A 26,637-nucleotide genomic window follows, 5' to 3' on the forward strand; every position below is an offset into this window, starting at 1 on the left:
TGTGATACCGAAGGTCATGAGCTGTAACAAATTTAGCAGGTGAGTATTGATGGTAAATGATTAATATTGAATATATTGTTTTTTAAATCCATTTAATTAAAATATTAATGATTATTATATTAATCTGCTTTTTCATTAATATCAAAATGGAATGGATGAGATATTTTTATTTTATGATGTGCGTCATATTTTTATGATGAATTTCTTATTCTTATAAAGTTAATTTGGCACTTGCAGAATATGGATTATGTTTTATTGTTAATTAAAGTTTGTGATTCTATGTTATTCAATACACACAAAGGCTATTAATAATGGATGAAATACTTGTTCTTGTTGATAAATATGACAATCCCATTGGTTCAGCGGGAAAAGCTGATATTCACCAGAAGGGGATATTACATCGTGCCTTTTCTATCTTTATCTTTGATAATAAAGGAAATTTACTCCTACAGAAGCGAGCGGCAACCAAATATCATTCAGCCGGACTTTGGACTAATAGCTGCTGTGGTCATCCTAGGGTTGGTGAGGCTCTGGAAGTTGCTGCGCGCCGGCGTCTTGGCGAAGAGATGGGTTTTGACTGTCCATTGAAAAAGGTTTCGTCATTTATTTATCACGCGATACTGCCTAATGATTTGATTGAGTATGAATATGATCATGTTTTTATTGGGCGTTTTGATAAAGAACCGATAATTAATCCTGATGAGGTGTCCGATTACAAATGGATTAATCCACTGAAATTGAGGGGGCTAATTAATAATGCTCCTGATGTATATACGGTGTGGTTTAAAAAAATCATTGATGGCCTTTCGTATCAAGATATTGAGGAGTGGCAAAGACTGATCTGATAGTAATGTAATTTATCGGTAATTATGACATTGAATTAATTAGATATGAATATCTCATTAAAATTTACCAATACGCCGCAAATCCTGACAAATTAAGGGTGCGACGTTTTTAAAAACCTTTAATAAGGAAAAGCTCATGAGTAGCTTTAATAATGTATTTTACACTGATGTTGAGTCTGCTCCACCTTATCACATCATTCGGGGGGAAAACATCAACGACTACGAAAACAAAGTGGTACAGGCTTATTGCGAAGATCCTGAACGTTGGCGTAAAGCGATTGGTGATACGCTGTTATTCCAGTCTGGTGTTTACGATGATCCTGCCTCAAGGCCACCTATTTCGTTGGGTGAAGCAGGTATTCGTTATTTTGATCGTCAACTGCTGTTAGCTGGTTTAGAGGCAAGGATCAAGAGGCCAGCGGTTCGGCGAATACTGGATATCGGTTGTGGCTGGGGTTATATCTTGAAATATTTGGCTGAATATTTTCCTGAATGCGCGTGCTTGGACGGAGTGAATATCAGCGATCAACAGTTGAGGTATTGTGCCAAGTTTCATGCAGAACATGGATTGGCTGAACGTATTAATCTGTACCTGTGTAATGCGCAGGATATTGATCTGTTGCCTGATCCACAGGAACTTTATGACCTGGTGATTATCCGTGGTGTTATTTCACATTTTCCTAACTCATTGTATGAGAAAGCCATGAACGCGCTGTTCAAACGTGTGCGGGTTGGTGGTCGGGTAATTATTTCTGACAACCTCTATAATGTGGAACTGGATAGCTATAAATCGGCTATTCCCGACATCATCGATCGCCTTGCCTGTCGTAATCGTAAAACACCTGCCTATTTCAGACAAGTGCTGGAGAGAAGTGGTTTCCTTATCAAGGATATGAGGGTGTTGCCGTCCAATATTGATACAGCGCATTGGTTTCTGGATATCAAGGCTAACATCGAACGGAACTTTCCTGAAGGTGTGAGTGGTACTTTGGAGGAGCTGTGTGTGATGGCTGAAAATTTTTCGATCGCGCTGGTGAAAAACTATGTGTCGGTTTATAGCGTTATCGCACAAAAACCATAGCAAGTAGCTTTGTTTTCTTAGTTGAAGAGTGGGGCTGCTAAAACCTTTGTTGCTGTTTTGTTGTCACTGACTGTTAGAAATAAATCTATGGCCCCTTTTTTACGGAGTAGCTTGATTTGATCGCGCCAGCATTGATGGCGCGATAGAAATCTCCAACTGAAAAGTTTCCAATAAATTTCGGTTTTTGGGCCTTATACACCTGTGTTTTGGGGGAAGCCAGCAAATCAATGTCATGACCTTGATGTTAGAGACGCAGGTTGTGGTCAAAGAGTTGGCTGAACTGACAGCCGCGCATACGTACCACAGTACAGGCATACCGGAGAACGCCAGCGCCATCAGGAACACGGCCTATAAACCGGATGAGCTGAAACAGAAGTATTCTCCTGTGATTGGGTAAATATCATTCCATTTATGTGAGGTTTTTTTACTCTGCACCCTAGGTTGATATTTTATGCTATAGGCATTAGACTAGTTATGTCAGTTAAGGAATATCGCGCTAGGACTGAGGCTACCAATCTCGGTAATAGCACAAAAGATGCCCGTTCCCTGTATGGGTAAAACAAAAAAGCCAACCTCACCAGTTGGTTTTTTTGTTTTTACCAAGAATGAATTAACTCGTGAAGAAATGATTAGTCTGATATGAGCAATAAATATTATCAAGGCAACGAGTGTATTATTACCCAATAATTTATCGTTGCCGAACTAAATAAAAATAACTACCGTTCTAATTTTAATGGCGCTAACACGTCAGGGATTTTTATTACCAAAAACAAGGAAATTAATAAATGCAAGCTACAGGTATTGAGTAGTTAATAAAAAAGGTGCGGGAGGATGAACGTAAACATTATGCAGATTTATTTTCATTCCGTTTAGCAAAACTGTCCGTTCATGTTTTGAAAAATAAAATGGATCATGCGGCCAGTGCAGCGCTTTTGCAAAGTGAATCTGAGAACGTCGAGCGTCAGGCCCAGGAGTGGCACTATGTCTGATGTTATCGACCAAGCTTGTCAACATGCAGAGGAAACACTGGAACGCAGAATATTAAGGCATATAAATCGCCCTGTTAGTGTTTCTGCGTTTGAATGTGAAGATTGTGGAGAATTAATTTCATCAGAGCGACGGATGAAAGTCATGGGTGTTACCCGTTGTGTTTCCTGTCAGGAAGTTTTTGAGATGGAACAGAAACATTATAGGAGTGTATGGGATGACTAGATATCATGATCTAACAACTAAAAATTTTGATTGCATTGTGTCAGATAGTCAGCTTTGCATTGATGTATCGGTATTTATGCCCGTGATTGAGGAAAACGATATTGTTATTTTGCGTGAGTATAAAGGCGTTAGGGTTAAAACCTTTATTGTCAATTCTGTCATAAGAGATGATGTTAGCTGTGATTATTCATATGGCAATATCAGATATGAACTTACATCGCTATCACCGAATTTTTTCTTTCGTGAGGGTGAATAATCATGAAAGTGAAAAACAAAACTCATCATTAAAAAATAGTTTTTTTATAGCCATTGATAACGGAAAGAAAAAATCAAAATTTAGAGTAAATGATCAAGAATATAAAACAGGTGATTTTCTTGCATTGAATAAAATTGGTGACAATGGAAATTTCATAGGAAGATTGATTTCAGGAAAAATAACAAATGTAACGGTAATTAATAAAGATTTGTATCCGCAGATAGCGGAAGAATTTGTTTTGCTTTTATTTTAATTAATTCCCGTTAATTGTTTGTCACATGAATATTGAAAGAAAAGAAGAAAATAACGGCGATGCACTGCGTTCAATGTATCGCCAGAGTATAGAATTTCAGCCAGGGTTGCCGAATGATGCAACTCTGGCTGAACGTATTATGTGGGAGGCGAACCCTAACGATTATGCATGGCGGCATCAATATCTTGAGAATGTGCCGCATTCACTGGCGATCTATCTTGCAACGCGTTACGCCAACATTTTCAATCAATCTGGTCGCCGCCGGGCTAATACGTTTTTACGTCAATTCTGCGAGAACGTATTACCACGGTTAAAATTGGTCAGTGAACAATACGAGTTCCGGCATATTGTATCTGGTGTTATGCCGTTCCCGTTTATCGAATCACTGGAACAATTGCCAACATTAGGACGTAAAGAAATAAAACAGCTTGCGCATGAGATTGCGCGGTTTATGGCTGAGAGTTATGACCAATATGTTGAACAGGCACTACAGAATGAGCAGGACGCTTGCCGTAGATTAATTCACGTCTATACCCGTTTGGCTAAATTGACACAGCAAGCGGGAACGATAGCCCCATATTGGCAGCAATTTGTAAAAGGTCGAATTAAACCCACAGAAGACCAACTATGTGCCGGATTGCTGCGCATGATGTCAGATCCATGATGTCAGATCAATGGTGGTACATCCGTTTAAAGCGGATACGTGATATTCGTGCCGAACATATTGCAATTGCTGTCGGACAGGTACAAAAAGCGGTTTCATCCTATGTTTCACGTCAGACTTTACATGAATGGACGGAGCAGAAGCGGCTAAATTGGGAGTTTCTGCAATCGTTCGATTTAGAGAATGAAGAGGGGGAGCGAGTTTCGTTAAGTGATAAGGTCTTGGGCAGCATTGCAAACCCTGCCGTTCGCCGTTGTGAACTCATGATCCGTATGCGCGGATTTGAGGACTTGGCTAACGAAATGGGCTGTGTGGGAGATTTTTATACTATTACAGCCCCTTCTAAATATCACTCTGTACATAGTGGTGGCGGTTTTGTGAAAAACTGGAACGGTGCGACCCCAAAGGATACACAAAAGTATTTGTGTAAGGTCTGGGCAAAAATCCGGGCGGCTTATTCCCGTGCGGGGATCAGCATATTCGGTTTTCGTGTGGTAGAGCCACATCATGACGGTACACCGCATTGGCATATGTTGCTATTTATGCGCCCTGAGCATGTCGATGAAATGCGCGACATTATGTGTTATTACGCCCGGTTGGAGGATTCAGAGGAATTACAGGGACAAAAGGCACTCAAGGCGCGTTTCCATGTCAAGCCTATCGATAAGGCAAAAGGTTCGGCCACAGGCTATATCGCCAAGTACATCTCCAAGAATATTGATGGTTACGCGCTGGATGGCGAAAAGGATGGGGAAACAGGCCAACTCCTTAAGGATATGTCCCGTTCGGTTTCTGCCTGGGCGAGTCGTTGGCGTATTCGTCAGTTTCAGCAGATTGGCGGTGCTCCAGTTTCTGTCTGGCGTGAACTGCGACGCTTATCTGGTGATGAACAAATTTTACCTGATGCGGATATGGATAATGTTCGATTTGCTGCGGATATTGGGAATTGGTTCGCTTATACCGAATTCCAGGGGGGCCGCTGGTTGCACGGAAAGATTTAACCGTGCGGCTGTCCTATGAAATCACCGAACAAGGCAACGCCTACGGTGAGGATGTCCAGCGTATTTCCGGTATTTACTCGCCCCGTCTGGGCGAGTCCTCTTCTTTTGTTACCCGTACTGTGAAGTGGAAGATTGTTCCTAAATCCAGCCCGGTATCTGCGGGTGAGGGTGTGGTTTTTTCTTCCTCTTGGAGTTCTGTCAATAACTGTACGGAGGCACGAAATACGGTTAGTCAAGGAAGTGATCTGTATTTAGATGAATTCTATTACGGTTGGCATCAAATGAGTGAGAAGGAAAAAATACAGCGAGTTCATGAATCGGCAAAATTACAGAGTTTGGAGATGAGTGATGTGTTGGCTCGTTCGTTACTGGAGGAGGGAAGCATGACCATAGATGGACAGCGTTATTGTTTATCTATGTTCGGTCATCTACATAAAGTTAAAAAAACGCATACTGAAACAACAAAAATGATAATGAGTAGGTTAAGTGAAAAATTGGGGGTTGATATTTCCGGGATATTCCGTGATCCAAAAGGTCATTATTTGACTATGTTGCGAAAAATTAACCAAGAGCCGATTGAGGTCACATAACTAATTATTTCTCAATGAAATTGATGCATTTGTTAATTGTATTAAATTAAACTGTATATAAATACAGTAAATGGAACGGTAAAAATATGATGTCAGATTATCTGGATAAGTTGGCCGTATTGGAACGGATTGAATTGATTGCTAAAGTTGGTAATTCAGGTATTTGCACTAGTCGAGAACGGCAAATCGCATTTGATTGGATTGCAGAACTGGCTGAGCAGGTCAGAAAAGAAATAATCTCAAATGTAAAAACTAAAAGGCCACTAAGTAGTGGCTCAGAATTACGCAGTAGGGCAAACTTTTAATAAATCCAATGCCATTTGACGCTGTTGCGGGTTGAGGTTGTTAATCACGGTCTGCAACAGTTTATCACCTGTTTTTGCGCTGGGACTTAGCGTGTGCGAAAACGTCAAATTCATAACAAATGTATAACCACATTCAACACTGGAACACGCGCAGTACAGATCAGCAATTTCACGGTGCTTCCGATTCGTCTTGCGAATAACCGCCTTAGCGCCACACTCAGGACAGATAATTTTTAATACGCGCATATTCCTCATTCCCAAAGTATCCATTTTCGGTAATTTTACCGATTTTTTGCGCATTTTGCACCCAAACTTACGCGATCTTGTTTAAAATGGATATGTAATATTTCAGGCACATCATGCGTGTTTATCGCATTTATGAACATATTTTGAACGGGGATAACTTCATCCTGACGATAGACCTCACGGGCTTTTTCCGGATCACCTAAACCGCCGATATTGGTCGGGATAATGCCAGCCAATCCCGCCGGGAATCGGTGAGCGGTCAACACATCTTGTGAACTGATACTTTTCACATTGACAAATTCATCATTGGCTGAAATATCACCCACCGGAATGAATTTAATGCCGTCAGGGTCGCCGTTGGGAATGTTGACAAACATAGTGTCGAAATTCCCGATCCCTTTACTGAGTTGTAATTTTTGGATAATTTCCTCTTCGGTTTCATCAGAGATATTCGGGTCATTGGTGTAAATGATACCGCCAGTGTGGGCGCCATTGTGGTAATAACGACGGCGGAAAATGGTGGCCTCCGAGTTGAGCAGTGCCGCATGAATACCGCCGATATAATCCGGCAATCCGTAAACTTGCTGTTGCGGATCATACTGCTTAATGAAAATCACTTCTTCCGGTGAGTAAACCAACGGTTCTCCCTCCTGTAATACCACAAAATCCCTATTCTTACGGCGGCGTAGGTATAGGGAGGGCAAGACCTCCAGTGCGACCACATCACCCCAGAAGTTACGGACTTTCAGAATGGTGACATCACCGAAAATCAGGAAATTAATCACGGCTGACTTGAATTGTTCATGGGACAGTCCGCCACCGACATAATCCGAAGCAATCATATTGTGACGGGCATAGAGTACACCGCCGTGTTGACCGTTCATGTTGGTCAGTTGTGCCAGGGCTAAACGGTCAATCGGTAGTGTGTAATGGTCATAGTCATTGTCATACCAGATATTTTGATAATCCGTCCTGGTGGTGAGTATCGGTTCAGGTTTGCCCAACGTGATTACGCTCATTTGCCGTTGACGGTCGTTTGTACGTGGGGAATGTGCGCGGGTTTTCCTTAACTTTTTCTTCATTATGCAGCCTTTGCAAATGTGTATTTAGAGGTGCGTTTCTTGTCGTAATTTAACGGCTCATTCATCAGGGCATGAGCGATTGCCCAGAAGACGTCAGCGTGTCCGGTTTCCCGCGAACGGTCAGCGACAAAGGTCATGCTGCCGCCTTTTTTCGTCGTGGTGTGTCGAATAGCCAGAAATGAGGCCAGAATTTCTTTTTGTTCCACATCCCATTCGATACGCTCCTCACTGACCACATCAATCATTTTCATGACCAGTTGGTTTTTGCTTTGCGGGTTGTAGTGGATAGCGTGGGCTTGTCGGGGGGCGAAGTCCTGCACCATTTCATAGACACCGTGACCAATCCCCGTGGTATCAATGCCGATATGGGTAAATTTGTAGCGCTTGAAGAGATCTTCAATCAGTTTCGCCTGATGTTTCCAGTTCATGCCTTGCCAGTAGAACGTTGCCAACACCCGAAAAACTTCGGGCGCCATCATGGGCGGGGCAATAATCACAAAGGTTGAAGTATCGCCAGAACGTGCCGGGTCGAAGCCGCCCCAGACTTCGCGATCTCCAAAAGGACGCGGGGCATTGGGATCATGGTCTCCCCAGAGATGGATATCCGCGCCGCATTTTTCCAGTTGATGATATTTGAAAACAGATGCGCCACTATCAACAAATACACACAGATACAACATGTTAAATGTGTCTGGGTTATAGCGGTTCCGCAGTTTTTCAATGGATGCCAGGTTGAATCCACCCTTAATGGCATCTTCCAGCGTAATGACGTAACGCCATTGACCATCCGGGCAATCACGGCCACCATCACGCAATTCATCAAATGAGGGGAATTCAACATGTTTGCGTTTTGGATCATTGCCGCGCCATTCATCACCTATCCAGAACGGGTAGGCGGGATGGGTTTTGGCGCTGGGGGTTGAAAAGTACGTGGTGCGCCATTTATCATGTGTCGCCATTGCCGACGCCACTTCATTGAGGCGTTTAAAATCAGGTACCCAAAAATATTCGTCACAATACAAATGGCCGGAATAGGATTGTGCCGTGTTTTTATTGGTTGACAAAAAACGCAGTTCGGCACCGTTGCTGAGTCGAATAGGATTGCCGGTCAGCGTCACACCGAAGAAGTGTTCGGCGATATTGACGATATACGAGCGGAAAACTTCTGCCTGTGGTTTTGAGGCTGATAAGAATATTTGAGGAGCGCCGGTTAACACGGCATTTTCGAATGCCTCAAAGGCGAAATACCAGGTTGCACCGATTTGCCGACTTTTGAGGATATTTCTGATCTGTTTTGCCAGATTATTGCGCAAATGTTTTTGATAGCCGAAAAGCGTCTTATCGACAAACTGCTGAAAATCTTCTTTAGTCAGTGTCGAAATATCATTTTTACGATAGCGTTTCTTTTTCTTGGGTTCATCCTCACTGGATGGGATATAATCACCGCCTGATTTTTCTTGCACCTTAATTTCGGCCAGCTTTTCTTGATGCTTATTTGCTTGTGCCATCAGTTTTATATGATGTGCAATCAATCGGTCGAGTTCGTCTAATTCCAGCGAGGTTTTATTGTTGCGTTCACTGAGCACGGCAATTCGGCGGTTAATGGCCTCGATAACACTTTCATGGTTGAGCATATCTGCCCAATGCCATTTTTCCGCCCAATAGTAAATGATCCGCCGATTCGGCAGATTTAATTCACGGGCAATTTCTGCCGGAGTATATCGCCGTAGGTATAAAGAACGGGCGACATTGATTAGTTCATCAGAGTATTTAGCCATAGCAATCATATTATGCAGGGCTAAATGTATCCTGGCGCTCATTCAATTTCGGCCTGAATGGGTTATGGCGTTATATCCGAACTCATCAGAATTAAACCATTCGCAGCATTTTATTGAATCCGCAATACTGTATTTGATTCAAATGGAAGGAATTAAATATGTCTCAGTTAATGACTAACTGGATATGTATTGCCACGGAGGGCGACACGGTTGATGGCCGAGTAATGGAACCTCAATGGATTTTAGAGGCTGCCGAACTCTATAACCCAGAGTTGTACACCGCCCGCATTTGGCCGGAACATGAGCGTGGGTTTGGTGCAATGGGCGAAGTGTTAGCCGTCAAAGCAGCGCGAGATGATGACGGGGTTTTACGCTTATATGCGCAACTGCGACCCAATCATCATTTGTTACAGGCCAATCGAGAGGGACAATTACTGTTTACCTCTGTTGAACTGACGCCTGATGGTAATTTTCGCGGAACCGGCAAAACATATCTGGAAGGACTGGCAGTGACTGACTCACCCGCCAGCGTGGGCACAACGCGTTTGCAATTTAAAGAAAGGAACAAACATCGTCGATTCGGTGCGTATAAGCCACTGGTGATTGATGAGATTAAACACATGGAGGGTAACGGCATGGCAAAGGCCAAAAAGGGATGGAAAAGCTTTTTTAACATTGAAGAACCCGAAGAAACTGAGCCAGCACCATCAAGTGATGATGCATTGCAGGCGCTGGCCCAAGCTGTAGCCGATTTGGAAGCGCGAATTACCGCGCTTGAGGGTAAGCAGGAATTGACCGAGCAAGAAGTTGCAGACGTTCAGGAAGATGTCGAGACAATGAAAGCGGTTGTCGATACCGAAGCATTTGCGCGTTTACGTGACAGTTTGCCCGATATTCTAAAAAAGTTTAACAAATTGGACGGTATTGCTACCCGCTTGCCATCGTGTAACCCAAAAGGCGACAAAAACGCGCCTTTTAAATTTCTGTAATTCCATGATGGAAAAAGGCAAAGGGAAGAGCTATGCAATTGAATCATCGGGCACGGACATTTTTACAGAAATATGCGGTGGGGTTAGCTGAATCTTATGGGATTGAAGACACATCACGTTACTTTGCGCTAACTGACCCAAAAGAAACCGCCTTGCGCAGCGCGTTGTTGGAATCCGTGGAATTTCTCAGCATGATCACCTGTGCGGATGTGGATCACCTTTCCGGCCAGGTTGTATCAGTCGGCAACCCAGGGTTATTCACCGGGCGCAAAAAAGATGGCCGCTTTATGCGTAAAACGGGGATTGATGGCAATAAATACAGCTTAGTTGAAACCGATTCCGGCGCCGCCTTGCCCTGGGATTTATTATCTGTCTGGGCGAACTCAGGTTCAGAAAATGAGTTTTTCCAACGTATGCAGGAATTCACACATGAATCTTTTGCACTGGACATGATCCGGGTGGGTTTTAACGGCCAGCGCGTGGCGGAGACCACCGACCCAGAAGCCAATCCGAATGGTGAAGATGTGAACAGGGGTTGGCATCAAATTGCCAAAGAATGGAATGACGGCAAGAAGGTGATTACTGCCCCGGTGAAACTGGATGAGCACGGTGATTTTACTTCACTGGATGCGATGGCGTCAGACCTGATTAACGCCTGTATTCCGCAGCAATTCAGGCATGATCCACGTTTGGTGGTACTGGTCGGTGCTGATTTAGTGGCGGCTGAACAATATCGATTATATCAGGCGGCAAATAAACCGACTGAAAAAATCGCGGCGCAAATGTTAGGGAGTTCCATTGCTGGACGTCCGGCCATTATCCCGCCATTTATGCCGGGTAAACGTATGTCAGTCACCATGCTGCCTAACTTGCAAATTCTGACACAGCGTAATACACGCCAGCGTAAGGCGGAATTTGTGGATGACCGTAAACAATTTGAAAATAAATACCTGCGCAATGAGGGCTACGCGATTGAAACACCGGAATTGTACGCTGCCTATGATGAGAATGCCGTAACGATTGGCACAGTTGCTGAACCTGCTGAAAAACTGGATACAGAATAGTGCTGTCGCCTGCTCAACTACACCGGGCCGCGGTTGAACTTCGCCAGAAACTGGCGCGGCAACAAGCGGTTGTGATTGCAGAGGGGGCGAGTATGCACCTGCAAGCCCGCGCCATTGAGCAGGATATTAAGCGGTTACGCCAGTTGGCGTTAACGGCGGAACGGGTAGAGATGAAAAAGCGGGAATTGTTGCCTAATTATCTGCCCACGGCGGAACGCTACATCACCGAGGGGGAAATTTACCGAAACCCGATTTTTGCTTACTGCGTGATCTGGTTATTTGATATTGGGGATTTTGCCAAAGGATTGGATTGGGCCGATATCGCCATTGAGCAAGGGCAGCTCACCCCCGACAATTTTCGCAGTAGCTTTCCGGCCTTTGTTGCCGACACGGTTTTACTCTGGGCACAGGTGGAAGCCGACGCCGGGAATAGTGTTGACCCCTATTTTTCAAGGACATTTCAGAATGTCACGGACAAATGGAAAGTACACGAAAAAATTAAGGCCAAATACTACAAATTTGCTGCCTTGAACCTGTTGAAAGGGGATAACACTGAAATTAAGGCGAGTGCGGTTGATAGGTGGGATGTGCTGGAGCAGGCGGATATCTGGTTATCAAAAGCGCATCAGTGCAACCCGAAATCAGGCGTAAAAACTTATCGGCAACGGATTGCCGCCCGTTTACGGGCACTGACAACAGAATGAAAAATGACTACCGCAAGCCAGAGCGGGCGCGGTGGAGGCATGGCAAGGATTGCTCATGGCCGTGGAAACCGGACTGCCCGCTTTTTTATAGATGAGAGAGGCGAGATGTTTAGTGGCAACACCCTCGATTATCGGGATGAACCGTTGACCAATGACGGTTTTTGGCCGGATTTGAATCTGCGCGAATTTCAGGTGAACCGCAATATTCCGGCTGACTTAGATAATGGCCTGTTATCTCATGCACTGCTGGCAAGTGCCGCTGAAATCAATCTTGACTTACAGCGTCTGAAAGTCCGATTGCAGGCAAAAGGCTATCAGAAAGCGGCCAATGTGCAAGGCATTGCTATCAATGGCGTTAATGCATTAGTCGGTCAGTATAAAAAGGCTGTTTATGCCAGGGCAAAAGCGGATCTGTTGGGGGAATACACGGCTATTGTCAGTCGTGCCCCTCATCCGCCGCAAGAAAGTCCTGAACTACGTCCCCGTTTATTAGCGGAAGCGGCTTTTGTTATCCGCAATATGAAGGGGTACGGGCGCACAACGGTACGCATGATATGAGCAAGTTACATCATTTAACGGCATTTTTGCGGGAAAACCTGCCAGAACGTCTCTGTAAGATAGAATTTACCAGTGAAATGGATGAAATTCGTTTTATTCCTGCGCAACGCGATTTAGGTCTGGGGCAATACCAGATGTTTATCCAGCAGTATGAGGCGGTGATTGCCTGGGGACGTTTCCCATACCGAGAGTTTGATCCGCGCTATGTCCCGTTGTTAATAGATGTGTGGCTGACTGAGCAGGGCAATGAGTTAGGGGATGCCAATCTGGAGCCGGAACGGCCCGCTATGACCGTTGAAGTGGATGAGGAAACCGCTGTAGTTGTGGTGTCGTTGTCACTGTCAGAGCCTGTTGTCATGCGTGAAGATAAAAACGGCATTGTCCCCTTTGAGGGTAAGCGCTGGATGCTGGCTGATACTGAAATCTGGTTTGCTGAAAAGGGGGTTTTGCATTGTGTGAATGAGTCAGGCGCACCCGTTGGACAAAGCCAATAATGATAACTGGGCAGTTAAACCGAAATCAGCTTAAGGCACTGCAAAACGCACTGAGTGACCTTGAACTCCCCCCGAAAAAGCGCCAGCGCCTGTTATGGCGGATTGCGAAATACGGGGTGATCCAGGCGGCAAAACGCAATGTGCGCAATCAGCAATCACCGGATGGCGGGCGATGGACTGCCAGAAAAAGCCCGTGGCGCAAGAAGATGCTCAGGAACATGCCGAAGCTCTTGCATATTCGGGAAATGCCGGAAAATAACGCCGTGCGCATTTACCTGCAAGGCGGGCATTACCGGAATGGAAAACAACAGGTTCCTGCGGGTGTTGTGGGATATGCACAGCAAAGTGGGATGCGTGTTCAGGTCAGTCGGCGGCAAGTGCAAAAGAACATTGATCGCGAGCGCATGGCAACTATTAAGCAGGCGAAAAAACTGCGGGATTTGGGTTATCAGGTTAAGAAGGGCAAACGCTGGCGGAAGCCCCCGATAAAGGAAATTACCGCTAATATAAAATTTATTCAGGCAGGGGTATTGATCCGCGAACTGAGCGGCGGGACGGTTAAACGTTCATGGACGATTGAAGTTCCTGCCCGTCAGTTCTTAGGTATCAATGATGAAGAATTCAGTCAAGCGCTGGCTCGCCAGTTGCAGGGCATTGGATACGGTGTGGGTTAAGCGCATTGATAAGGGATTAAATTATGTGGCCACATGTTCAGGTTAGCCAGGTTAATCAACTGCAAGGTGAAACCCGGGAAATTGAGCGAGTCTTGCTTTTCGTTGGGACGGGAAAAACCAACGTAGGTAAAACCATTGCGGTTAATACCCAGACGGACTTTGATTCTGTACTGGGAACGGCACAAACCGCCCTGAAACGTCACGTACTGGCCGCAATGGCAAATGCGGGGCAAAACTGGTCTGGCTATGTTCATGTGTTGCCGGAATCGGCGGATGAATTGGCGTTTGTTGAGGCGGTGACGTCGGCGCAGCGTATAGCCAGTATTGAGGGCTATGCGCTGACGGTCGGTGCAACCAAAGCCATCATTAAAGCCGCGCAAACCTTGCGAGCCAACACGATGGCTAAATTTGGTCGCTGGCAGTGGGCCATTCTGGCGGTTGATGGCACACAGGCAAAAGAGACTTGGGCGGATTATGTCACTCGCCTGGCAGAGCTACAAAAGGGTGAAGCTGTGGCATCGGTGCAACTGGTGCCGTGTCTGTGGGGCAATGAGGCGGGCGTATTGGCAGGGCGTTTATGTAACCACACTGTCACCGTGGCGGACAGTCCCGCACGGGTACAAACCGGGGCGTTGATGGAGTTGGGTTCAACCGATTTTCCAAAAGATGGCACAGGTCAGCCGATTGATCTGGCAACCTTGCAGGCACTGGAAAAACTGCGTTTCAGTGTGCCGATGTGGTATCCCGATTATGATGGCATGTATTGGTCAGAGGGTCGCACATTGGACGTAGAAGGCGGAGACTACCAGAGTATCGAAAACTTGCGGGTTGTCGATAAAGTAGCGCGTCGGGTGCGCTTGCAGGCTATCGCTAAAATTGCCGACCGTAGCTTAAACAGCACGCCGGGCAGTGTCGCAACGCATCAGGCATACTTCGCCCGTACCTTGCGTGAAATGTCGCGCAGTACTGAAATTAACGGCGTGACTTTTCCGGGGGAAGTGAAATCCCCAAAAGATGAAGACGTGGTGATTACATGGCGTAATAAAAACACGGTGGAAATTTATATCACTGTTCGCACTTACGAATGTCCGAAAGGGATCTCGGTGAGTCTGTTGCTGGATAGCAGTCTGGAGAAAACCGCATGAGCAAACGTATTTCAGGCCAGTCGGTTGATTTTAATATGGACGGGGATCTGGTTCATGCGGAAAAGGTCAATCTGTCCATTACGGACAACACCGCCGCCGCCCAAACACAGGGCGTACCGGATGGCTATATTTCCGGTGATGTGGCGGCAGAGGGGGAGATTGAACTCAGTACCAAATATCTGGAGATTGTGACCGCTAAAGCGCGCACGGTGGGTTCATGGCGGGGTATTCAGCCCGTCGATTTGATGTGGTATGCCAAGGCCGGTAACGAAGAAATCAAAGTTGAGGCTTACGGCTGCAAGCTGATTGTCAGCGACATTCTGGACGTTGATCCGAAAGGCGGCAGTGTCATGACGCATAAAGTGAAATTTGTGGTGACCAGTCCCGATTTTGTGCGCATTAATGGCATTCCCTATCTGGAAGCAGAACTGACACAAAGCCTGATAGGGTAAAGAGGGGTGTTCATGGAAGAACATGAGAAAACCTTTGTGACGCTGGTGCTATTGGGGGCACTGATTGCGTTAGGAAAGATGCTAACAGGTGATGAGCCGATCACTCTGCGGCTTTTCATTGGCCGGATTATTTTAGGGTCGGCTGTGTCAGTGATGGCGGGGGTATTACTGATTTGGTGGCCGGGCATCAGCCCGATAGCGGGACAGGGATAGGCAGCGCATTAGGGATTGCTGGCTATCAGTTAATTGAAGTTTGGCTACGCAAGCGCGGCAGCGCTTTGTTAACAGGGAAGTTGAAGAAATGACACTGAGTGAAAAACAGCAATTATTTGCGGTACTGGTCGCGCAATTGATCTTATGGGCGGACGAACACGGTTATCGCCTGACTTTAGGCGAGGCTTATCGTACACCAGAACAAGCGAAGTTAAACGCTCAGACAGGGAAAGGCATTGCCAATAGCCTGCATATTCAGCGGCTGGCGATAGATCTGAATTTATTTATCCGGGGCGAGTACCAGACAAACAGTCATGCTTATTTACCGTTAGGGGAATATTGGGAATCTCTTGGCGGAACGTGGGGCGGGCGATTTTCTCGACCGGACGGCAATCATTTCTCACTGGCGCATAATGGGGTGAAATGATGTTCAATGCCCGGATGCTGTATTTGACTTTCCTTGCATTGGCATTCTGTGCAGGCTGGCGAGTAAACCATTATTACCGTGACAGTCTGGAGTTGAATGTCACACGGGCAGCGGATGCTACAGGGGAAAAAATCAGGCAGGAACTGCAACACATTTCCAGTGTATCCGCCCGACAATTGGAAAATAAATTAGAAGGGATAGCCCATGCCGCCCCACGAGAGATTCATACTGAAATGGTTCGGCCTGTTTTTACTCATGTGTGCGTTAGCCCTGAATTTGTCAGGATGTACAACGATACAGCCGAAAGTATTGAACGAACACTATCAGGAAAACTTACTGACAAAATGTCAGGGCAGATTACCCCGGCTGACGGGAACAACCGGAAATAATCTGGCAAATGTTATAATGGATTACTCCAAATTATATGGTAATTGCGCCGCACGGCATAATCAATTAGTGGATGAAATTAATAAAAGAAAGGAATTAACCTATGAGTAAAGAAAATAAAGTCATTACTTTAATTGTCGGTGAAAATGAAATTACATTCGAGCCGAATATTGTTGCTTATAATAGCATGATTAACGATATGGCAATGGATAATAAGGTTGTCCCCATTGTTACCTATTTGCGCCGTATTGTTCAGCCTGCGTCTAAATCAATTTTAGATGAATGGTTAAAAATACCCGGTGCCGCGATGCAAATCGTTGAAAAGGTCAATGCCGAATATGCGCCCAAATTGGAAATTGAAATAAAAAACTAAATACGCGGGTTAAATCCATTGATAACAGCCTGTTTGAACAAGCGTTAATATTGCGCCGTCATTATTTACCGAATGAGAACGATAATACGGACAATTTAGCCCGTGCAATTTGGTTGGATAATCGTTATTGGGAAAATATGCGAATCGCCACCGCGAATGGTATTGCATTGGCATTAAAGGGTGAACCATGAGGCAATTAGATTTTACATTAAGCCTAATTGATAAACTGACACAACCGCTTGCCAGTGCAAAAGCGGCTGTTTCTGGGTTTGCCAAAGCATCACAAACGGCGTTTGAAAAAATTGCAATCGGCGGCGCAGGGTTAGCGGGGACATTTTGGTCAATTAAGGGGTTTCTTGATCCGGCTATTCAATGGGATGATGCGATGACAGAGGCATCACTCCAGGGGGTTGATAGTGGCGTGATGGAGAAAGTGGCGGCGGATGCCATGAAGTTCAGTTCATTGTATGGCAAGTCATCGATTGAATTTGTGCAATCAACGGCGGAAATTAGTAAGAAGATTAGCGAACTGTCACAAAATGACTTACCGCAGATAACTAACATCACCCATATCACCGCCGCCGCCCTGAAATCCAGCGCGGCAGATACAACTAAATATATGGGGCAGATGTTTTCGAATTTTTCCAGCCATGCTAAAGCCGTAGGGAATATTCAGTTTGCTGAGGAACTGGCGGGAAAAGCCATCATCATGTCGAAAACATTTGGCGCCAGTATGGAGGACATCGCGGATTTGATGGAGGGGACCCGCGCAGCAGGAACGCATTTCGGGGTAGGTATTGATGAACAATTGGCGGTATTGGGGGAATTGCACCGTTCATTGGGTACAGAGGCCAGTAGTGTTTATGAATCGTTTTTGACCGATGCCGCTGAGGGTGCGAAAAAACTTAGCATCAGCTTTGTTAATGCCTCTGGTCATATGCTAACCCTGCCGGAAATGTTGGAAAAGCTACAGACCAAATATGGCAAAAGTATTGAGGGCAACCTTAAGGCACAAAAAGAAATTGAGGAGGCGTTTGGCGATTCCGCCATTGTCGTAAAACAATTGTATGGCAATGTGGATATGCTGCGTAAGAATATTTCGGCATTAGGGGCCAATGATGGCCTGAAACGTGCTCGCGAAATGGCTGAGCGGATGGCGAACCCGTGGGCGCGGTTACACGCTATTTGGCAGAATATCCGTATTGCCGTAGGTTCAACATTGCTCCCGGTTATTTCTTCACTGGTCAATAAGCTTGCTAATGCCGGTCAATTACTGGTGCGCTGGCTGAAACTGTTTTCGAATATCGCCCGCTGGGTCGGTTATATCACTCTCAGTATTCTGAGTTTTGCCGCTGCGGGGGCTGCCGCCAATCTCGTCATGGGCGTATCTAAATTTATCTGGATTGGCCTTAAGGGGATTTGGGCGGCCTGTACGCTTGTCATGAAACTGGGAGCGGCGGCGGTGTGGCTCTATAACGCGGCTATTATTGCATGGAACACCACATTACGCGTGTTACATGGGGTATTGCGGGCTGTCAGGATTGCAGCCTTTTTAGCGGGTATTTCATTCAGCTTCATGACCTGGCCGATCTTGCTGATTATTGCTGCTATTGCGTTGCTGGCTGTTGGCATTTATCTGCTTATCAGGCATTGGGATGCCATCAAAGCGGCCCTGATGAACACAACCGCCTTTAGGATGGTGGCGGCGTATGTGAAATGGGTTGGCGGGATATTCAGTGCGGTTTGGGGCGGGATCGCCGAGGGCTGGAATAACCTGTGTAACGGGTTTAGCCGTTTTTCACTGGCGGATACCTTTGCGGGCATTGTGGAGAATATCGGCAATATTTTCGGCGGCTTATGGGATTGGCTGATGAACTCCTTTTCCGACAGCTACCATTGGATTATCGATAAATTAAATAATATTCCCGGTATCAATATTGAAACCCAAGCTATTGAGAAAACCGTCATCGAACCTGTGGGAAAAGTGAAGATCCCTGAAATGGGTATTGATGGAAATAACCCGAAAATTATTTCTCAACCCAGTGAGATATTACAGAGACTGCCTCAAAGGATTTCGCCAAGTAAATGGGTTAACCCCCCTGAAACGCAGGAGATACTCACAGGCGGGAGAAAACAGGGCATGACTAAAAATGGTCTGCTCAAGGAAATAACAACCCATTCACAGACCATCAATGATAACAGTCGCCGAATTGAAAATGTGACGTTGAATATTTCCAACGGCATGACACCGGAGCAATTAACGGAATGGGAACAAGTGGCATATGGATGAGCCGAAATATATTGATTTATTCATTAGTGAGCGCAATTTCACACTCAATTCAGGGAATGAGCCACGTTTCTGTCATAACCGTATTTCCATCGGTCAGGATTGTGTACATGCCATTCTTGAAAGTGGCTTGGCAACGAAACTTATCGCCGAACGCAGCCCAACACTACGGGCAGACATTCACACACAGATAGGCATACTGGTCGAAGACGATGAGCGGATTATTCCGGGAACCGTCATCATTAATGAAGAATCACCCATTAAGTTATGGATAACTGCTGAAACTTATGATTTTGGCCGTATTAACGTGAGTGTGAGCAGTGGAAACGAAACCGACGATTGATTATGAAAAGGTCTTACGTGATAGCGGGATGCCAACCACGGAAACCGACATCAGCATGGCATTCGCTAAAGTGGTCGATGAAGCTGGGTTGGTGACCAACACCTCGCGGATGTCCCCGTTTTGGCGGCTGATTAACACCATAGTAACGCGCCCTGTGTTATGGCTGAAAGCGGCGTTAATCAATGTCACCTTAAAAAATATGTACTTGGCGACTGCATCCGGCACATGGTTGGATATGTTTGCGTGGGGCGTCAACCTGAAACGTAAACCCGCATCCGCTGCGCAGGGTGTGCTCCGCTTCTATAAAACCGCAGGCGCATCAACGGTGACCGTGCCCGCCGGAACGGTGATCCAGACTGAACGCATTAATGGCGAAATCTATCGCGTCAGCACCACGGAAAGCGTAGTGATGGCCGACAATGTGTCCAGTGCCTTATTGCCTGTCAAAGCAGAAGCCGCAGGCGGTGCTTTCAACCTTGCCCCCGGTTATTTTCGTCTCCTGCCCGTGGCAGTGTCGGGCATTGAGCGAGTACAGAATGAAGAGGGTTGGCTATTGACGCCCGGTGCAGATGCCGAATCCGATGATGATTTGCGCGACCGTTGCCGCAACCAATATAACTGGGTGGGCAACTACCATACAGATGCAGTTTACTGCGGTATGATTGCCGCTGTGGCAGGTTTGAGCATTGATCGCATTTTTTTCCTGCATGATGCGCCTCGTGGTGCCGGAACGGCAAATGCCTATTTGTTGCTGGATTCTGGGATCATCAGCCAGCCCTTTATTGAGGCAGTGAACGATTACATCACCCATCAGGGGCATCATGGGCATGGGGATGATATGCAGTGTCTGCCGATGCCCGAAACGCACCATGAATTATTGGTCACGCTGTTTGTGGCAAATTTGGCGAACTACAGCCAGGAACAGGTAACAACATTAAAAACGGATGTTGAAAACCTGATCCGCTGCGCCTTTCGGGAAAATAGGGAATACCACGTGAAAAAAACCTGGCCGTATGCCCGATTTTCCTTTTCCAACCTGGGACAAGAAATACACCGTGAATTTGCCGAGATTGAATCACTGACCTTTTCATTGGGTGACATTCTGAGTGATTTAAGTGTGCCCAGGCTGCAATCACTGATAATTGAGGTGAGGAATGTCTGAATTCAGGGAACGACTCAGGCGGCTGGCCTTGCCGTCATGGATGGATAAGGGAGAACCCGCCAAACTGCTTTGGGCCGCGCGTGAATTCTGGTTAATGATTTATCGCTGGTTGACATGGCCGTTAGCCCAATTGGACGCAGAAACTTGTTCGGCGGAATTACTGCCGATATTGGCCTATCAGCGGGATATCCAGCGCTTTAACGGTGAACCACTGACATTATTTCGTAAACGGGTGAAATACGCGTTTATTAATACCAGAGAGGCGGGCAGTGTTGCGGGATTTATCGCTATCTTTGAACGTTTAGGTGTCGGCCATGTTGAAGTACGGGAACGACAACCGGCAATAGAGTGGGATGTGATTATTTTGCGTGTCAGTGACGGGCAAGTCGCTGAAAACCCTGATTTGCTGATGAGCATCATTCGTCAGTATGGCCGCACTTGCCGCCGCTACCGTTTTGAAGTGATGACGAATAACAAACTGTTTATGCGTGTGGGCAGTTTAGGCGTGGAATATTGCTGTTATTACGCGGCCATGTCCTCGCCGCTCCTGCGATTAAAAGTGGGTTACATGTCAGGTGAGTCCGTTTTTGATAGCGCCAGTTTAAAGGCGATTACCGCACCTAATATGACTTACGGTGCATCATTATAAGGAAATAATATGGCATCAGTAATTACAGTAGACTTTGAAAAATGGAAAGCGCAGCAGGCCGCGGCGGGAAAGCCCGTGGTTTTGGATGAGTTTGTTTTTGCTTATGTGCCGGATTTAGATCCCGCTCTTGCCATTAATCGTGATGAGAAATTACCCGCAGAAAGTCATATTGTGCATCGCCAGGCTGTGAACAAAACAGGGTTAGCTAGCGAAAATGCGGTAGCCTACAGTGTCACATTGGGAACGGAAGTCGGTCATTTTGATTTTAACTGGATTGGCCTGATAAATAAGGCTTCTGGCATTATTGGCATGATTACCCATGCCCCAACGCAGAAAAAAATTAAGACCGCGAACGGACTACAGGGAAATGTACTGACTCGCTCTTTTTTACTGGAGTTTGAAGGGGGCAGCCAAAGAGACCGCTATTACGACGACGGCGGAAACCTGGCAGATTGATTTTACCGCCCGTTTATCTGGCATCGATGAAATGCAGCGCCTGATGAATACTGACAGTTACGGTGAGGCGGCTTTTTTCGGTGATGGGTTTTCCGTGGTTCGTCGTGATGACCGGTACACGGTCAAAAAGGGGCTGGCTTATATCGGCGGGTTGCGGGGTGAGTTGGCGTTTGACCAAACACTTAACCGCCTGCGCGATACCCGAGTTTATGCGGATTTTAGCTATCAAGGTAATGTGGTCAGCCAGTGGAAAACCGTCGTTCATATCACCGCCGCCAATGATCTTAAAAACTACATCGATGCGGCAGGGTATCCGCATTATGTCTTTGCGGTTGCGGGTGTTGATGGTCACGGTGATGTGATGGATTTGCGCATTAAGGGGTCATTAAATGACCGTGATATTTCCGCCATTCATCAAGAGATTGATAGCGTGAAACGGGAATATGCGACCCAGCAGGCATTGGAAAGCGGTCTGCATGGGAAACAGCCGAAAGGGGACTATGCCACTCATGCAGCATTAACCGTTGTTAGTGAAAACGCCGATAGTCGCCTGGCTAAAAACCAGAACGGCGCAGATATTCCCAATAAAAATGAATTTGTCAAAAACATCGGCTTAGTGGAAACCGTCGAACGGGCAATGAATGCTGTACCGAATGACAGGAGAATTAACGGGAAATCTCTATCGTCTGATATCAATTTGATGGCGGGTGATGTTGGTGCCTATCACCAGACTACCTATATGACTGAGCTACCCGGCAGGCATTATTCAGGGCCATTTTCTTGTGGTCGGGAAAAGGGATGGGCCAAAGGGGTGAGTATTGGTGTAGGGGGTGACACGGGGCAAATTTGGATTGATGCCGATGCACAGTTGCACACCAGATTTCTCAATGCTAACGGTGCTGTAGAGCAAAAAATTACGGTTGGTGTCCCTATTGGCGCCACTATCGAATGGCATTCGACTGCGCCGATACCCGCCGGATATGAACCCAATGAGGGACGCGCATTCCGTGCGGCAGATTACCCTGAACTCGCCAAAATTTTTCCCGACCTGAAATTACCCGATGACAGAGGATTATTTAAGCGTGGTCTGGATAGAGGACGTGGTTTAGATTCTGGTCGTTCGCTAGGGAGTGTTCAAGGGGATGCTATCAGAAATATCACGGGATCATTAGGTAAGCCCACTATTGAAAGCGGGAGCAACGCCTCTGGTGCATTCAGCTATCAGTATAAGGCTGGCGGTCGGGCAGCCGGTGCCGGTGGTGGGGTGATTTCATGGACATTTGACGCGTCGAGAGTGGTCCCGACCGCAAATGAAAACCGACCTGTCAACAAATCAGTGATTTATATTACGAGGGTAAAGTAATGACTAAATATAGTGCAGATATTCAAATAGCCCAGTTTGATGAGGATGGGTTAGCCATTGTTAGCGGATGGGTTGCGGTTTATCGTTGTCATCCTGAAACACGGGAATATATTGGGGCCGATATGGATTTGGTGCCACGGGGATTTTCTGTTGCGGCTAATGCGTATCTGGACGCGCCAGAATTACCTGACACGCATGACGTTGCGATTTGTCGTCGTGTAGATGAAAAATCCTGGCGACATGTGCCTGACTATCGGGGTAAAACGGCGTATGCAACCGATACAGGCCAGCCGATCAATATTACCGCTATCGGCGTGTTGCCAGATAATCTCACCCTGCAATCACCCCAAACCCCCTTTGATAAGTGGGAGAATAAGCAATGGGTCACAGATAAATCAGCCCTAAAATCTCATCAAATTGAACAGGCTGAACAGCAAAAAATCGCTCTACAGCAGCAGGCCGATGCGGCAATTAAACCTTTACAGGATGCCATTGATCTGGATATCGCCACTGATGCCGAAAAATCAGCGCTCGTGGAATGGAAAAAATATCGTGTGCGGGTGAACAGAGTAGATCTTTCAACTGCCCCCGATATCAACTGGCCTGAGCAACCTGCGTGATGAATTGGCAACGGAAATTGATGCGCATCTCCCCGAATATGACGGGGATGCATTGCTCGATGTTGTCCGTTCATCCGTTGGTATACGGTATCGGGCAGAAAGCGGACAGCGGTCACTACCTGAGTCCGGCAAACGCCATCAATTATCTGGCAAATAAAATCCGGGGAACGGGAAACATGAGCGCCGTGGTACTCATGATCTGCGCGAAGACGCATAATGAATTTATCCAGCATTTAACCCAATTTTCAGCGGTGCTGCCGTTGCCTGTATTTTCTCAGGTTACCCGTATGGCAAAGACAGCGGAACGTCTGGCGAGTACTAAAATGCAATTGCCTGGGAAACCGGGCAGCGGTTTGCCTCCGTTGCAACCATTTTCAACATCAGCCAGCCGCATGGCCGTGAATGCGCAATTGATTGAGCAGGCTAAAACACAGGTTAGCGCCGGCAGCAGCATTGCGGGATTGAAATCACAATTAACAAACTTCACCACGGTAAGACAGAACGCCTTACAACAAGTTACAGTCGCTTTGAATGACGTCAGGAGCAAATCGGCCCGTGTCTGGACATTCTCAGGGAAAGGGAATGGCGCATTATTGGCCGAAAAACTGCGTCAGGATATCCCCGAACAGGACACCGTTTACACGCTGGCGACATTATTTGCCGGGGACGATATTCGCGCATTAGAAAGGATGCTACACAATGAGCCAAATTATCACACTGGCCCTTGATGGCGAGGCCATCCCATTAAAAAGTCTGACCGTAACCCCATCGGTGATGTTTCAGGACACAGACCAAAGCGGCCAGTCATCCAGTACCGCCGTAGCGGAGCAAGGCATTAAGCCCAAGGAGTTACGTGTTACGGGGATCATTCCTTTTACTGAGCAAAAAACGCTGTCACGCCTGTTTGCACTGGCGGAGGCCAAAGATAAGGGAAATCTGAAACGCTACCGTGTCGCCAACCTCACCGCGCAGGCTATCAATTTTCGTATCGGGACATTCACCCATACCATTGATGCCAGCAAAATCGACGGTAAACAGGCATGGCAGGTCACATTTACTTTGCGTGAACATTTATCCGTTGCCGAAAAACGGGACGCCCGCGTTGCCGACAAGGTACAGACTAAGAAACAGACACAGACAACGCAAAGAAGTGCTACCGCCAAGGAAGCACCGGAAAAATTGAGCTGGTTTGAAAGCAAAGTATTGAAACCGATTAATGACAAAATAGGCCCCGCTAAATAATGACACCGATTAACCGGCTCTATCTTTCCGGTGATGAAATTCACCTGGTTGACGCCAATATTATGCTGGAACTGGCATCCTGTGGCCGTGGCTTTATCACGGCGGAAACGACATCCGATTACACCGGAAAACTGGTGCGGCTGGACGTGGGTTACACGGATTTGGTATTACGCTGGTTTACGGGCTATGTGGAACGCTCACAGCCAGCCCAAAACGGTTATCAGCGTTTGTTTGTGCGTGAGCTGGTCGGCGTGTTTGACCGATTATGGCCGTGTTCATTTCAGCATCCAACACTGAGCCAGATTGTGGACTGGTTGCAGGAGCACAGCGGACTGACCTTCACATTGCCGGATGCCCCTTATACGGAGACACCCATCCCGCATTTTACCCATCATGGTACCGGCTATCAGTTGCTGGCTAATCTTGGGCAGGTTTTTTCGATTGAGGATTATCTCTGGCATCAATTGCCGGATGGTTCGGTTTATGTGGGCAGCGGGGCGCATTCGATGTTTGCGGGGAAACCGGTAGAGATCCCCAATGAATTTAGCCAGCGCCAGTCCGCAGGCAATGCGATGACCATTCCCATGATCCCATCGTTGCGCCCTGGCGTGGTGATCAACCAGTACCGGCTGAACAAAGTCAATCTGAGCAATGCAAACATGGTCATTACATGGGAAGCCGCCAACAAACTGACCGGTCAGTCGCAGACCAGAACACCAATGCAGTGTCAGATTGATGCCGCCTATCCCGAATTATCGGCAGGGCTGCATTTACCCAAATTTGCCCGCATTGAGGCACATACCGAAAGCACGGCTAGCGGTGATATTTCCGATCCATTCCGGCCACGCTATGCGGTTGATGTGCAATTATTGGCTGGTGACGGTCAGGATGCCGTTGTCCCTGTTTACCACGCGGTCCCGCTGCCTTTGCCGATGGCGGGCAGTGAATCCGGTATGTTTCAATATCCGCCAGTCGGAACGGTGGTTGAAATCGCTTTTGAGGCAGGCAGGCCGGATAAGCCCTTTATCCGGCAGACATTAAGCCAGGGCAATACCTTGCCCGATATCAAGCCAGGCGAACAATTACAGCAACAGCGGGCGGAAGTTTCGCAGAGGGTAACTCAGGAAGGGAACTGGATTCGTCAGACTGACCAGACCATTAGTGAATCGTCCATGCACCGTGAAGTCAGGGCAGACACGGAAACGCGTACCGTAGTCGCACGGGAAACCACGATACAGGCCACGGATAAAACCACGGTTTTGGGCACGTCTACGCTATTGGCGGGCGCTGTCCAGCAAATCGCAGACGGTGACTATAGTATGGCGACCTCATCAAATTTCGTTGCCAGCGTAGGGAAAGAGGCCAATATCGAGGTCGGGCAAAAGCTGATAGAGAAGATTGGTCTGCTTAAGCAGAGTATCGCCGGAGCTAGGCAAGAAATCGTCGCGCCCGTGGTTTGGGTGGGCAGCCAGCAAATCAATGTCATGACCTTGATGTTAGAGACGTTGGATGTGGTTAAAGCACTGGCGGAACAGACTGCCGCCCATACGCACCACAATACAGGTACGCCGGAGAACGCCAGCGTGATAAGGAACACGGCCTATAAATCCGATGGATTGAAACAGAAGTATTCGCCTGTGATTGGCTAGATTGATTGGCCTCTCTTCGGTAGGGTTTATTTTTACCTTTTCTATGTGGTAAACAAAAGTGTTGACATGGTAA

33 protein-coding genes and 2 pseudogenes are annotated in these 26,637 nt (G+C 46.7%); 32 read left to right on the forward strand and 3 right to left on the reverse strand.

The genetic code is table 11. From position 1 onward, the window contains the following. Positions 1-311 precede the first annotated feature (311 nt). The 8 genes and pseudogenes from idi (at position 312) to Phpb_RS11295 (ending at position 6,207) form a co-directional block, all read left to right on the forward strand. Positions 312-845: an isopentenyl-diphosphate Delta-isomerase gene (idi, locus tag Phpb_RS11250; protein WP_065390413.1), complete on the forward strand. Its 534-nt coding sequence runs from the start codon at positions 312-314 to the stop codon at positions 843-845. Between the two features lie 136 nt (positions 846-981). After that, positions 982-1,926 carry an SAM-dependent methyltransferase gene (locus tag Phpb_RS11255; RefSeq protein ID WP_065390414.1) on the forward strand — a complete coding sequence of 315 codons (945 nt, stop codon included), beginning with the start codon at positions 982-984 and terminating at the stop codon, positions 1,924-1,926. 232 nt (positions 1,927-2,158) lie between these two features. Next, positions 2,159-2,323: a hypothetical protein gene (locus Phpb_RS26025; RefSeq protein ID WP_165603288.1), complete on the forward strand. Its 165-nt coding sequence runs from the start codon at positions 2,159-2,161 to the stop codon at positions 2,321-2,323. A 424-nt stretch (positions 2,324-2,747) separates the two neighbouring features. After that, positions 2,748-2,915 (forward strand): DUF2732 family protein, encoded by a 168-nt coding sequence (locus tag Phpb_RS23775; RefSeq protein WP_240492526.1) that lies wholly within the window; start codon positions 2,748-2,750, stop codon positions 2,913-2,915. Continuing rightward, positions 2,908-3,138, forward strand: a complete 231-nt coding sequence (locus tag Phpb_RS11265) for a TraR/DksA family transcriptional regulator (protein WP_065390415.1) — start codon at positions 2,908-2,910, stop codon at positions 3,136-3,138. The genes Phpb_RS23775 and Phpb_RS11265 overlap by 8 nt, the downstream gene beginning before the upstream one ends. Positions 3,139-3,329: 191 nt before the next feature. Next, on the forward strand, positions 3,330-3,647 hold the full coding sequence (locus tag Phpb_RS11275; RefSeq protein WP_165603289.1) for a DUF3850 domain-containing protein: 318 nt from the start codon (positions 3,330-3,332) through the stop codon (positions 3,645-3,647). Between the two features lie 73 nt (positions 3,648-3,720). Next, positions 3,721-5,902, forward strand: a pseudogene (locus Phpb_RS24485) (replication endonuclease). A gap of 86 nt (positions 5,903-5,988) precedes the next feature. Beyond that, positions 5,989-6,207, forward strand: coding sequence for a hypothetical protein (locus tag Phpb_RS11295; RefSeq protein ID WP_065390421.1), 219 nt, complete (start codon positions 5,989-5,991; stop codon positions 6,205-6,207). On the opposite strand, the gene Phpb_RS11300 is transcribed toward Phpb_RS11295, so the two are convergent. The 3 genes from Phpb_RS11300 to Phpb_RS11310 are packed head-to-tail and all read right to left on the reverse strand — an operon-like array spanning position 6,184 to position 9,313. After that, positions 6,184-6,453 (reverse strand): Ogr/Delta-like zinc finger protein, encoded by a 270-nt coding sequence (locus Phpb_RS11300; RefSeq protein WP_122983180.1) that lies wholly within the window; start codon positions 6,451-6,453, stop codon positions 6,184-6,186. The genes Phpb_RS11295 and Phpb_RS11300 overlap by 24 nt on opposite strands. Positions 6,454-6,488: 35 nt before the next feature. After that, complete coding sequence (locus Phpb_RS11305; protein ID WP_065390423.1) at positions 6,489-7,535, reverse strand: phage portal protein; 1,047 nt, start codon at positions 7,533-7,535, stop codon at positions 6,489-6,491. Further along, a complete protein-coding gene (locus tag Phpb_RS11310; protein ID WP_065390482.1) occupies positions 7,535-9,313 on the reverse strand; it encodes a terminase large subunit domain-containing protein in 1,779 nt (592 codons plus the stop codon). The genes Phpb_RS11305 and Phpb_RS11310 overlap by 1 nt, the downstream gene beginning before the upstream one ends. A gap of 158 nt (positions 9,314-9,471) precedes the next feature. Between Phpb_RS11310 and Phpb_RS11315 the strand changes: the two genes are divergently transcribed. The 24 genes and pseudogenes from Phpb_RS11315 to Phpb_RS11420 all read left to right on the forward strand — a co-directional run bounded on the left by Phpb_RS11315 (position 9,472) and on the right by Phpb_RS11420 (position 26,564). Further along, positions 9,472-10,302 (forward strand): GPO family capsid scaffolding protein, encoded by an 831-nt coding sequence (locus tag Phpb_RS11315; protein WP_065390424.1) that lies wholly within the window; start codon positions 9,472-9,474, stop codon positions 10,300-10,302. A 32-nt stretch (positions 10,303-10,334) separates the two neighbouring features. Beyond that, the gene (locus Phpb_RS11320; protein ID WP_065390425.1) at positions 10,335-11,366 is read left to right on the forward strand and encodes a phage major capsid protein, P2 family; all 1,032 of its coding nucleotides are present in this window, start codon (positions 10,335-10,337) and stop codon (positions 11,364-11,366) included. After that, positions 11,366-12,070 (forward strand): phage terminase small subunit, encoded by a 705-nt coding sequence (gene gpM / locus Phpb_RS11325; RefSeq protein ID WP_082302564.1) that lies wholly within the window; start codon positions 11,366-11,368, stop codon positions 12,068-12,070. Before Phpb_RS11320 ends, gpM begins: the two co-directional genes overlap by 1 nt. 105 nt (positions 12,071-12,175) lie before the next feature. Continuing rightward, a complete protein-coding gene (locus tag Phpb_RS11330; protein ID WP_065390483.1) occupies positions 12,176-12,628 on the forward strand; it encodes a head completion/stabilization protein in 453 nt (150 codons plus the stop codon). Beyond that, positions 12,625-13,122 (forward strand): phage tail protein, encoded by a 498-nt coding sequence (locus Phpb_RS11335; protein ID WP_065390427.1) that lies wholly within the window; start codon positions 12,625-12,627, stop codon positions 13,120-13,122. Before Phpb_RS11330 ends, Phpb_RS11335 begins: the two co-directional genes overlap by 4 nt. Next, positions 13,119-13,796, forward strand: a complete 678-nt coding sequence (locus Phpb_RS11340) for a phage virion morphogenesis family protein (RefSeq protein ID WP_065390428.1) — start codon at positions 13,119-13,121, stop codon at positions 13,794-13,796. The genes Phpb_RS11335 and Phpb_RS11340 overlap by 4 nt, the downstream gene beginning before the upstream one ends. A 20-nt stretch (positions 13,797-13,816) precedes the next feature. Beyond that, a complete protein-coding gene (locus tag Phpb_RS11345) occupies positions 13,817-14,941 on the forward strand; it encodes a DUF2586 domain-containing protein (RefSeq protein ID WP_205634767.1) in 1,125 nt (374 codons plus the stop codon). Further along, on the forward strand, positions 14,938-15,393 hold the full coding sequence (locus Phpb_RS11350) for a phage protein (protein WP_065390430.1): 456 nt from the start codon (positions 14,938-14,940) through the stop codon (positions 15,391-15,393). The genes Phpb_RS11345 and Phpb_RS11350 overlap by 4 nt, the downstream gene beginning before the upstream one ends. Before the next feature lie 12 nt (positions 15,394-15,405). Further along, positions 15,406-15,602: pseudogene (locus Phpb_RS11355) on the forward strand (phage holin family protein); the annotation flags it as partial. A gap of 92 nt (positions 15,603-15,694) precedes the next feature. After that, positions 15,695-16,033, forward strand: coding sequence for a M15 family metallopeptidase (locus Phpb_RS11360; RefSeq protein WP_065390431.1), 339 nt, complete (start codon positions 15,695-15,697; stop codon positions 16,031-16,033). Further along, positions 16,030-16,422 carry a hypothetical protein gene (locus tag Phpb_RS11365; protein ID WP_082302565.1) on the forward strand — a complete coding sequence of 131 codons (393 nt, stop codon included), beginning with the start codon at positions 16,030-16,032 and terminating at the stop codon, positions 16,420-16,422. Before Phpb_RS11360 ends, Phpb_RS11365 begins: the two co-directional genes overlap by 4 nt. Continuing rightward, positions 16,343-16,531 carry a hypothetical protein gene (locus tag Phpb_RS26810; RefSeq protein WP_075489453.1) on the forward strand — a complete coding sequence of 63 codons (189 nt, stop codon included), beginning with the start codon at positions 16,343-16,345 and terminating at the stop codon, positions 16,529-16,531. The genes Phpb_RS11365 and Phpb_RS26810 overlap by 80 nt, the downstream gene beginning before the upstream one ends. Then, positions 16,524-16,793: a putative phage tail assembly chaperone gene (locus Phpb_RS11370; protein WP_046975134.1), complete on the forward strand. Its 270-nt coding sequence runs from the start codon at positions 16,524-16,526 to the stop codon at positions 16,791-16,793. The genes Phpb_RS26810 and Phpb_RS11370 overlap by 8 nt, the downstream gene beginning before the upstream one ends. A 50-nt stretch (positions 16,794-16,843) precedes the next feature. Further along, the gene (locus Phpb_RS26030) at positions 16,844-16,984 is read left to right on the forward strand and encodes a DUF6890 family protein (RefSeq protein ID WP_158537808.1); all 141 of its coding nucleotides are present in this window, start codon (positions 16,844-16,846) and stop codon (positions 16,982-16,984) included. Continuing rightward, complete coding sequence (locus Phpb_RS11375; RefSeq protein ID WP_065390433.1) at positions 16,981-19,083, forward strand: phage tail tape measure protein; 2,103 nt, start codon at positions 16,981-16,983, stop codon at positions 19,081-19,083. The genes Phpb_RS26030 and Phpb_RS11375 overlap by 4 nt, the downstream gene beginning before the upstream one ends. Beyond that, the gene (locus tag Phpb_RS11380) at positions 19,076-19,423 is read left to right on the forward strand and encodes a DUF2590 family protein (RefSeq protein ID WP_065390434.1); all 348 of its coding nucleotides are present in this window, start codon (positions 19,076-19,078) and stop codon (positions 19,421-19,423) included. Before Phpb_RS11375 ends, Phpb_RS11380 begins: the two co-directional genes overlap by 8 nt. Beyond that, positions 19,401-20,585 (forward strand): baseplate J/gp47 family protein, encoded by a 1,185-nt coding sequence (locus Phpb_RS11385; protein WP_109396625.1) that lies wholly within the window; start codon positions 19,401-19,403, stop codon positions 20,583-20,585. Before Phpb_RS11380 ends, Phpb_RS11385 begins: the two co-directional genes overlap by 23 nt. After that, positions 20,578-21,234: a phage tail protein gene (locus Phpb_RS11390; RefSeq protein WP_065390435.1), complete on the forward strand. Its 657-nt coding sequence runs from the start codon at positions 20,578-20,580 to the stop codon at positions 21,232-21,234. Before Phpb_RS11385 ends, Phpb_RS11390 begins: the two co-directional genes overlap by 8 nt. A 9-nt stretch (positions 21,235-21,243) precedes the next feature. After that, a complete protein-coding gene (locus tag Phpb_RS26815; RefSeq protein ID WP_065390436.1) occupies positions 21,244-21,690 on the forward strand; it encodes a phage tail-collar fiber domain-containing protein in 447 nt (148 codons plus the stop codon). Then, positions 21,632-23,053, forward strand: a complete 1,422-nt coding sequence (locus tag Phpb_RS11400) for a hypothetical protein (protein ID WP_240492527.1) — start codon at positions 21,632-21,634, stop codon at positions 23,051-23,053. The genes Phpb_RS26815 and Phpb_RS11400 overlap by 59 nt, the downstream gene beginning before the upstream one ends. Continuing rightward, positions 23,053-23,673 (forward strand): tail fiber assembly protein, encoded by a 621-nt coding sequence (locus Phpb_RS11405; RefSeq protein WP_065390438.1) that lies wholly within the window; start codon positions 23,053-23,055, stop codon positions 23,671-23,673. The genes Phpb_RS11400 and Phpb_RS11405 overlap by 1 nt, the downstream gene beginning before the upstream one ends. Next, complete coding sequence (locus tag Phpb_RS11410; protein ID WP_065390439.1) at positions 23,673-24,401, forward strand: hypothetical protein; 729 nt, start codon at positions 23,673-23,675, stop codon at positions 24,399-24,401. Before Phpb_RS11405 ends, Phpb_RS11410 begins: the two co-directional genes overlap by 1 nt. Beyond that, entirely contained in the window at positions 24,373-24,915 is a 543-nt protein-coding gene (locus Phpb_RS11415; RefSeq protein ID WP_065390440.1) for a baseplate complex protein, read from the forward strand. The genes Phpb_RS11410 and Phpb_RS11415 overlap by 29 nt, the downstream gene beginning before the upstream one ends. After that, positions 24,915-26,564, forward strand: a complete 1,650-nt coding sequence (locus Phpb_RS11420; protein ID WP_065390441.1) for a type VI secretion system Vgr family protein — start codon at positions 24,915-24,917, stop codon at positions 26,562-26,564. The genes Phpb_RS11415 and Phpb_RS11420 overlap by 1 nt, the downstream gene beginning before the upstream one ends. Positions 26,565-26,637 lie beyond the last annotated feature (73 nt).

The organism is Photorhabdus namnaonensis (assembly GCF_001684335.1).
Taxonomy (GTDB): Bacteria; Pseudomonadota; Gammaproteobacteria; order Enterobacterales; family Enterobacteriaceae; genus Photorhabdus; species Photorhabdus namnaonensis.

Excerpts from the sequence above, each read along its gene's own strand:
- idi (WP_065390413.1), top strand. The coding sequence starts at position 312 with ATGGATGAAATACTTGTTCTTGTTGATAAATATGACAATCCCATTGGT.
- Phpb_RS11255 (WP_065390414.1), top strand. The coding sequence starts at position 982 with ATGAGTAGCTTTAATAATGTATTTTACACTGATGTTGAGTCTGCTCCA.
- Phpb_RS26025 (WP_165603288.1), top strand. The coding sequence starts at position 2,159 with ATGACCTTGATGTTAGAGACGCAGGTTGTGGTCAAAGAGTTGGCTGAA.
- Phpb_RS11265 (WP_065390415.1), top strand. The coding sequence starts at position 2,908 with ATGTCTGATGTTATCGACCAAGCTTGTCAACATGCAGAGGAAACACTG.
- Phpb_RS11275 (WP_165603289.1), top strand. The coding sequence starts at position 3,330 with ATGGCAATATCAGATATGAACTTACATCGCTATCACCGAATTTTTTCT.
- Phpb_RS11295 (WP_065390421.1), top strand. The coding sequence starts at position 5,989 with ATGATGTCAGATTATCTGGATAAGTTGGCCGTATTGGAACGGATTGAA.
- Phpb_RS11300 (WP_122983180.1), bottom strand. The coding sequence starts at position 6,453 with ATGCGCGTATTAAAAATTATCTGTCCTGAGTGTGGCGCTAAGGCGGTT.
- Phpb_RS11305 (WP_065390423.1), bottom strand. The coding sequence starts at position 7,535 with ATGAAGAAAAAGTTAAGGAAAACCCGCGCACATTCCCCACGTACAAAC.
- Phpb_RS11310 (WP_065390482.1), bottom strand. The coding sequence starts at position 9,313 with ATGGCTAAATACTCTGATGAACTAATCAATGTCGCCCGTTCTTTATAC.
- Phpb_RS11315 (WP_065390424.1), top strand. The coding sequence starts at position 9,472 with ATGTCTCAGTTAATGACTAACTGGATATGTATTGCCACGGAGGGCGAC.
- Phpb_RS11320 (WP_065390425.1), top strand. The coding sequence starts at position 10,335 with ATGCAATTGAATCATCGGGCACGGACATTTTTACAGAAATATGCGGTG.
- Phpb_RS11330 (WP_065390483.1), top strand. The coding sequence starts at position 12,176 with ATGTTTAGTGGCAACACCCTCGATTATCGGGATGAACCGTTGACCAAT.
- Phpb_RS11335 (WP_065390427.1), top strand. The coding sequence starts at position 12,625 with ATGAGCAAGTTACATCATTTAACGGCATTTTTGCGGGAAAACCTGCCA.
- Phpb_RS11350 (WP_065390430.1), top strand. The coding sequence starts at position 14,938 with ATGAGCAAACGTATTTCAGGCCAGTCGGTTGATTTTAATATGGACGGG.
- Phpb_RS11360 (WP_065390431.1), top strand. The coding sequence starts at position 15,695 with ATGACACTGAGTGAAAAACAGCAATTATTTGCGGTACTGGTCGCGCAA.
- Phpb_RS11365 (WP_082302565.1), top strand. The coding sequence starts at position 16,030 with ATGATGTTCAATGCCCGGATGCTGTATTTGACTTTCCTTGCATTGGCA.
- Phpb_RS11370 (WP_046975134.1), top strand. The coding sequence starts at position 16,524 with ATGAGTAAAGAAAATAAAGTCATTACTTTAATTGTCGGTGAAAATGAA.
- Phpb_RS11375 (WP_065390433.1), top strand. The coding sequence starts at position 16,981 with ATGAGGCAATTAGATTTTACATTAAGCCTAATTGATAAACTGACACAA.
- Phpb_RS11380 (WP_065390434.1), top strand. The coding sequence starts at position 19,076 with ATGGATGAGCCGAAATATATTGATTTATTCATTAGTGAGCGCAATTTC.
- Phpb_RS11390 (WP_065390435.1), top strand. The coding sequence starts at position 20,578 with ATGTCTGAATTCAGGGAACGACTCAGGCGGCTGGCCTTGCCGTCATGG.
- Phpb_RS26815 (WP_065390436.1), top strand. The coding sequence starts at position 21,244 with ATGGCATCAGTAATTACAGTAGACTTTGAAAAATGGAAAGCGCAGCAG.
- Phpb_RS11405 (WP_065390438.1), top strand. The coding sequence starts at position 23,053 with ATGACTAAATATAGTGCAGATATTCAAATAGCCCAGTTTGATGAGGAT.
- Phpb_RS11410 (WP_065390439.1), top strand. The coding sequence starts at position 23,673 with ATGAATTGGCAACGGAAATTGATGCGCATCTCCCCGAATATGACGGGG.
- Phpb_RS11415 (WP_065390440.1), top strand. The coding sequence starts at position 24,373 with ATGAGCCAAATTATCACACTGGCCCTTGATGGCGAGGCCATCCCATTA.
- Phpb_RS11420 (WP_065390441.1), top strand. The coding sequence starts at position 24,915 with ATGACACCGATTAACCGGCTCTATCTTTCCGGTGATGAAATTCACCTG.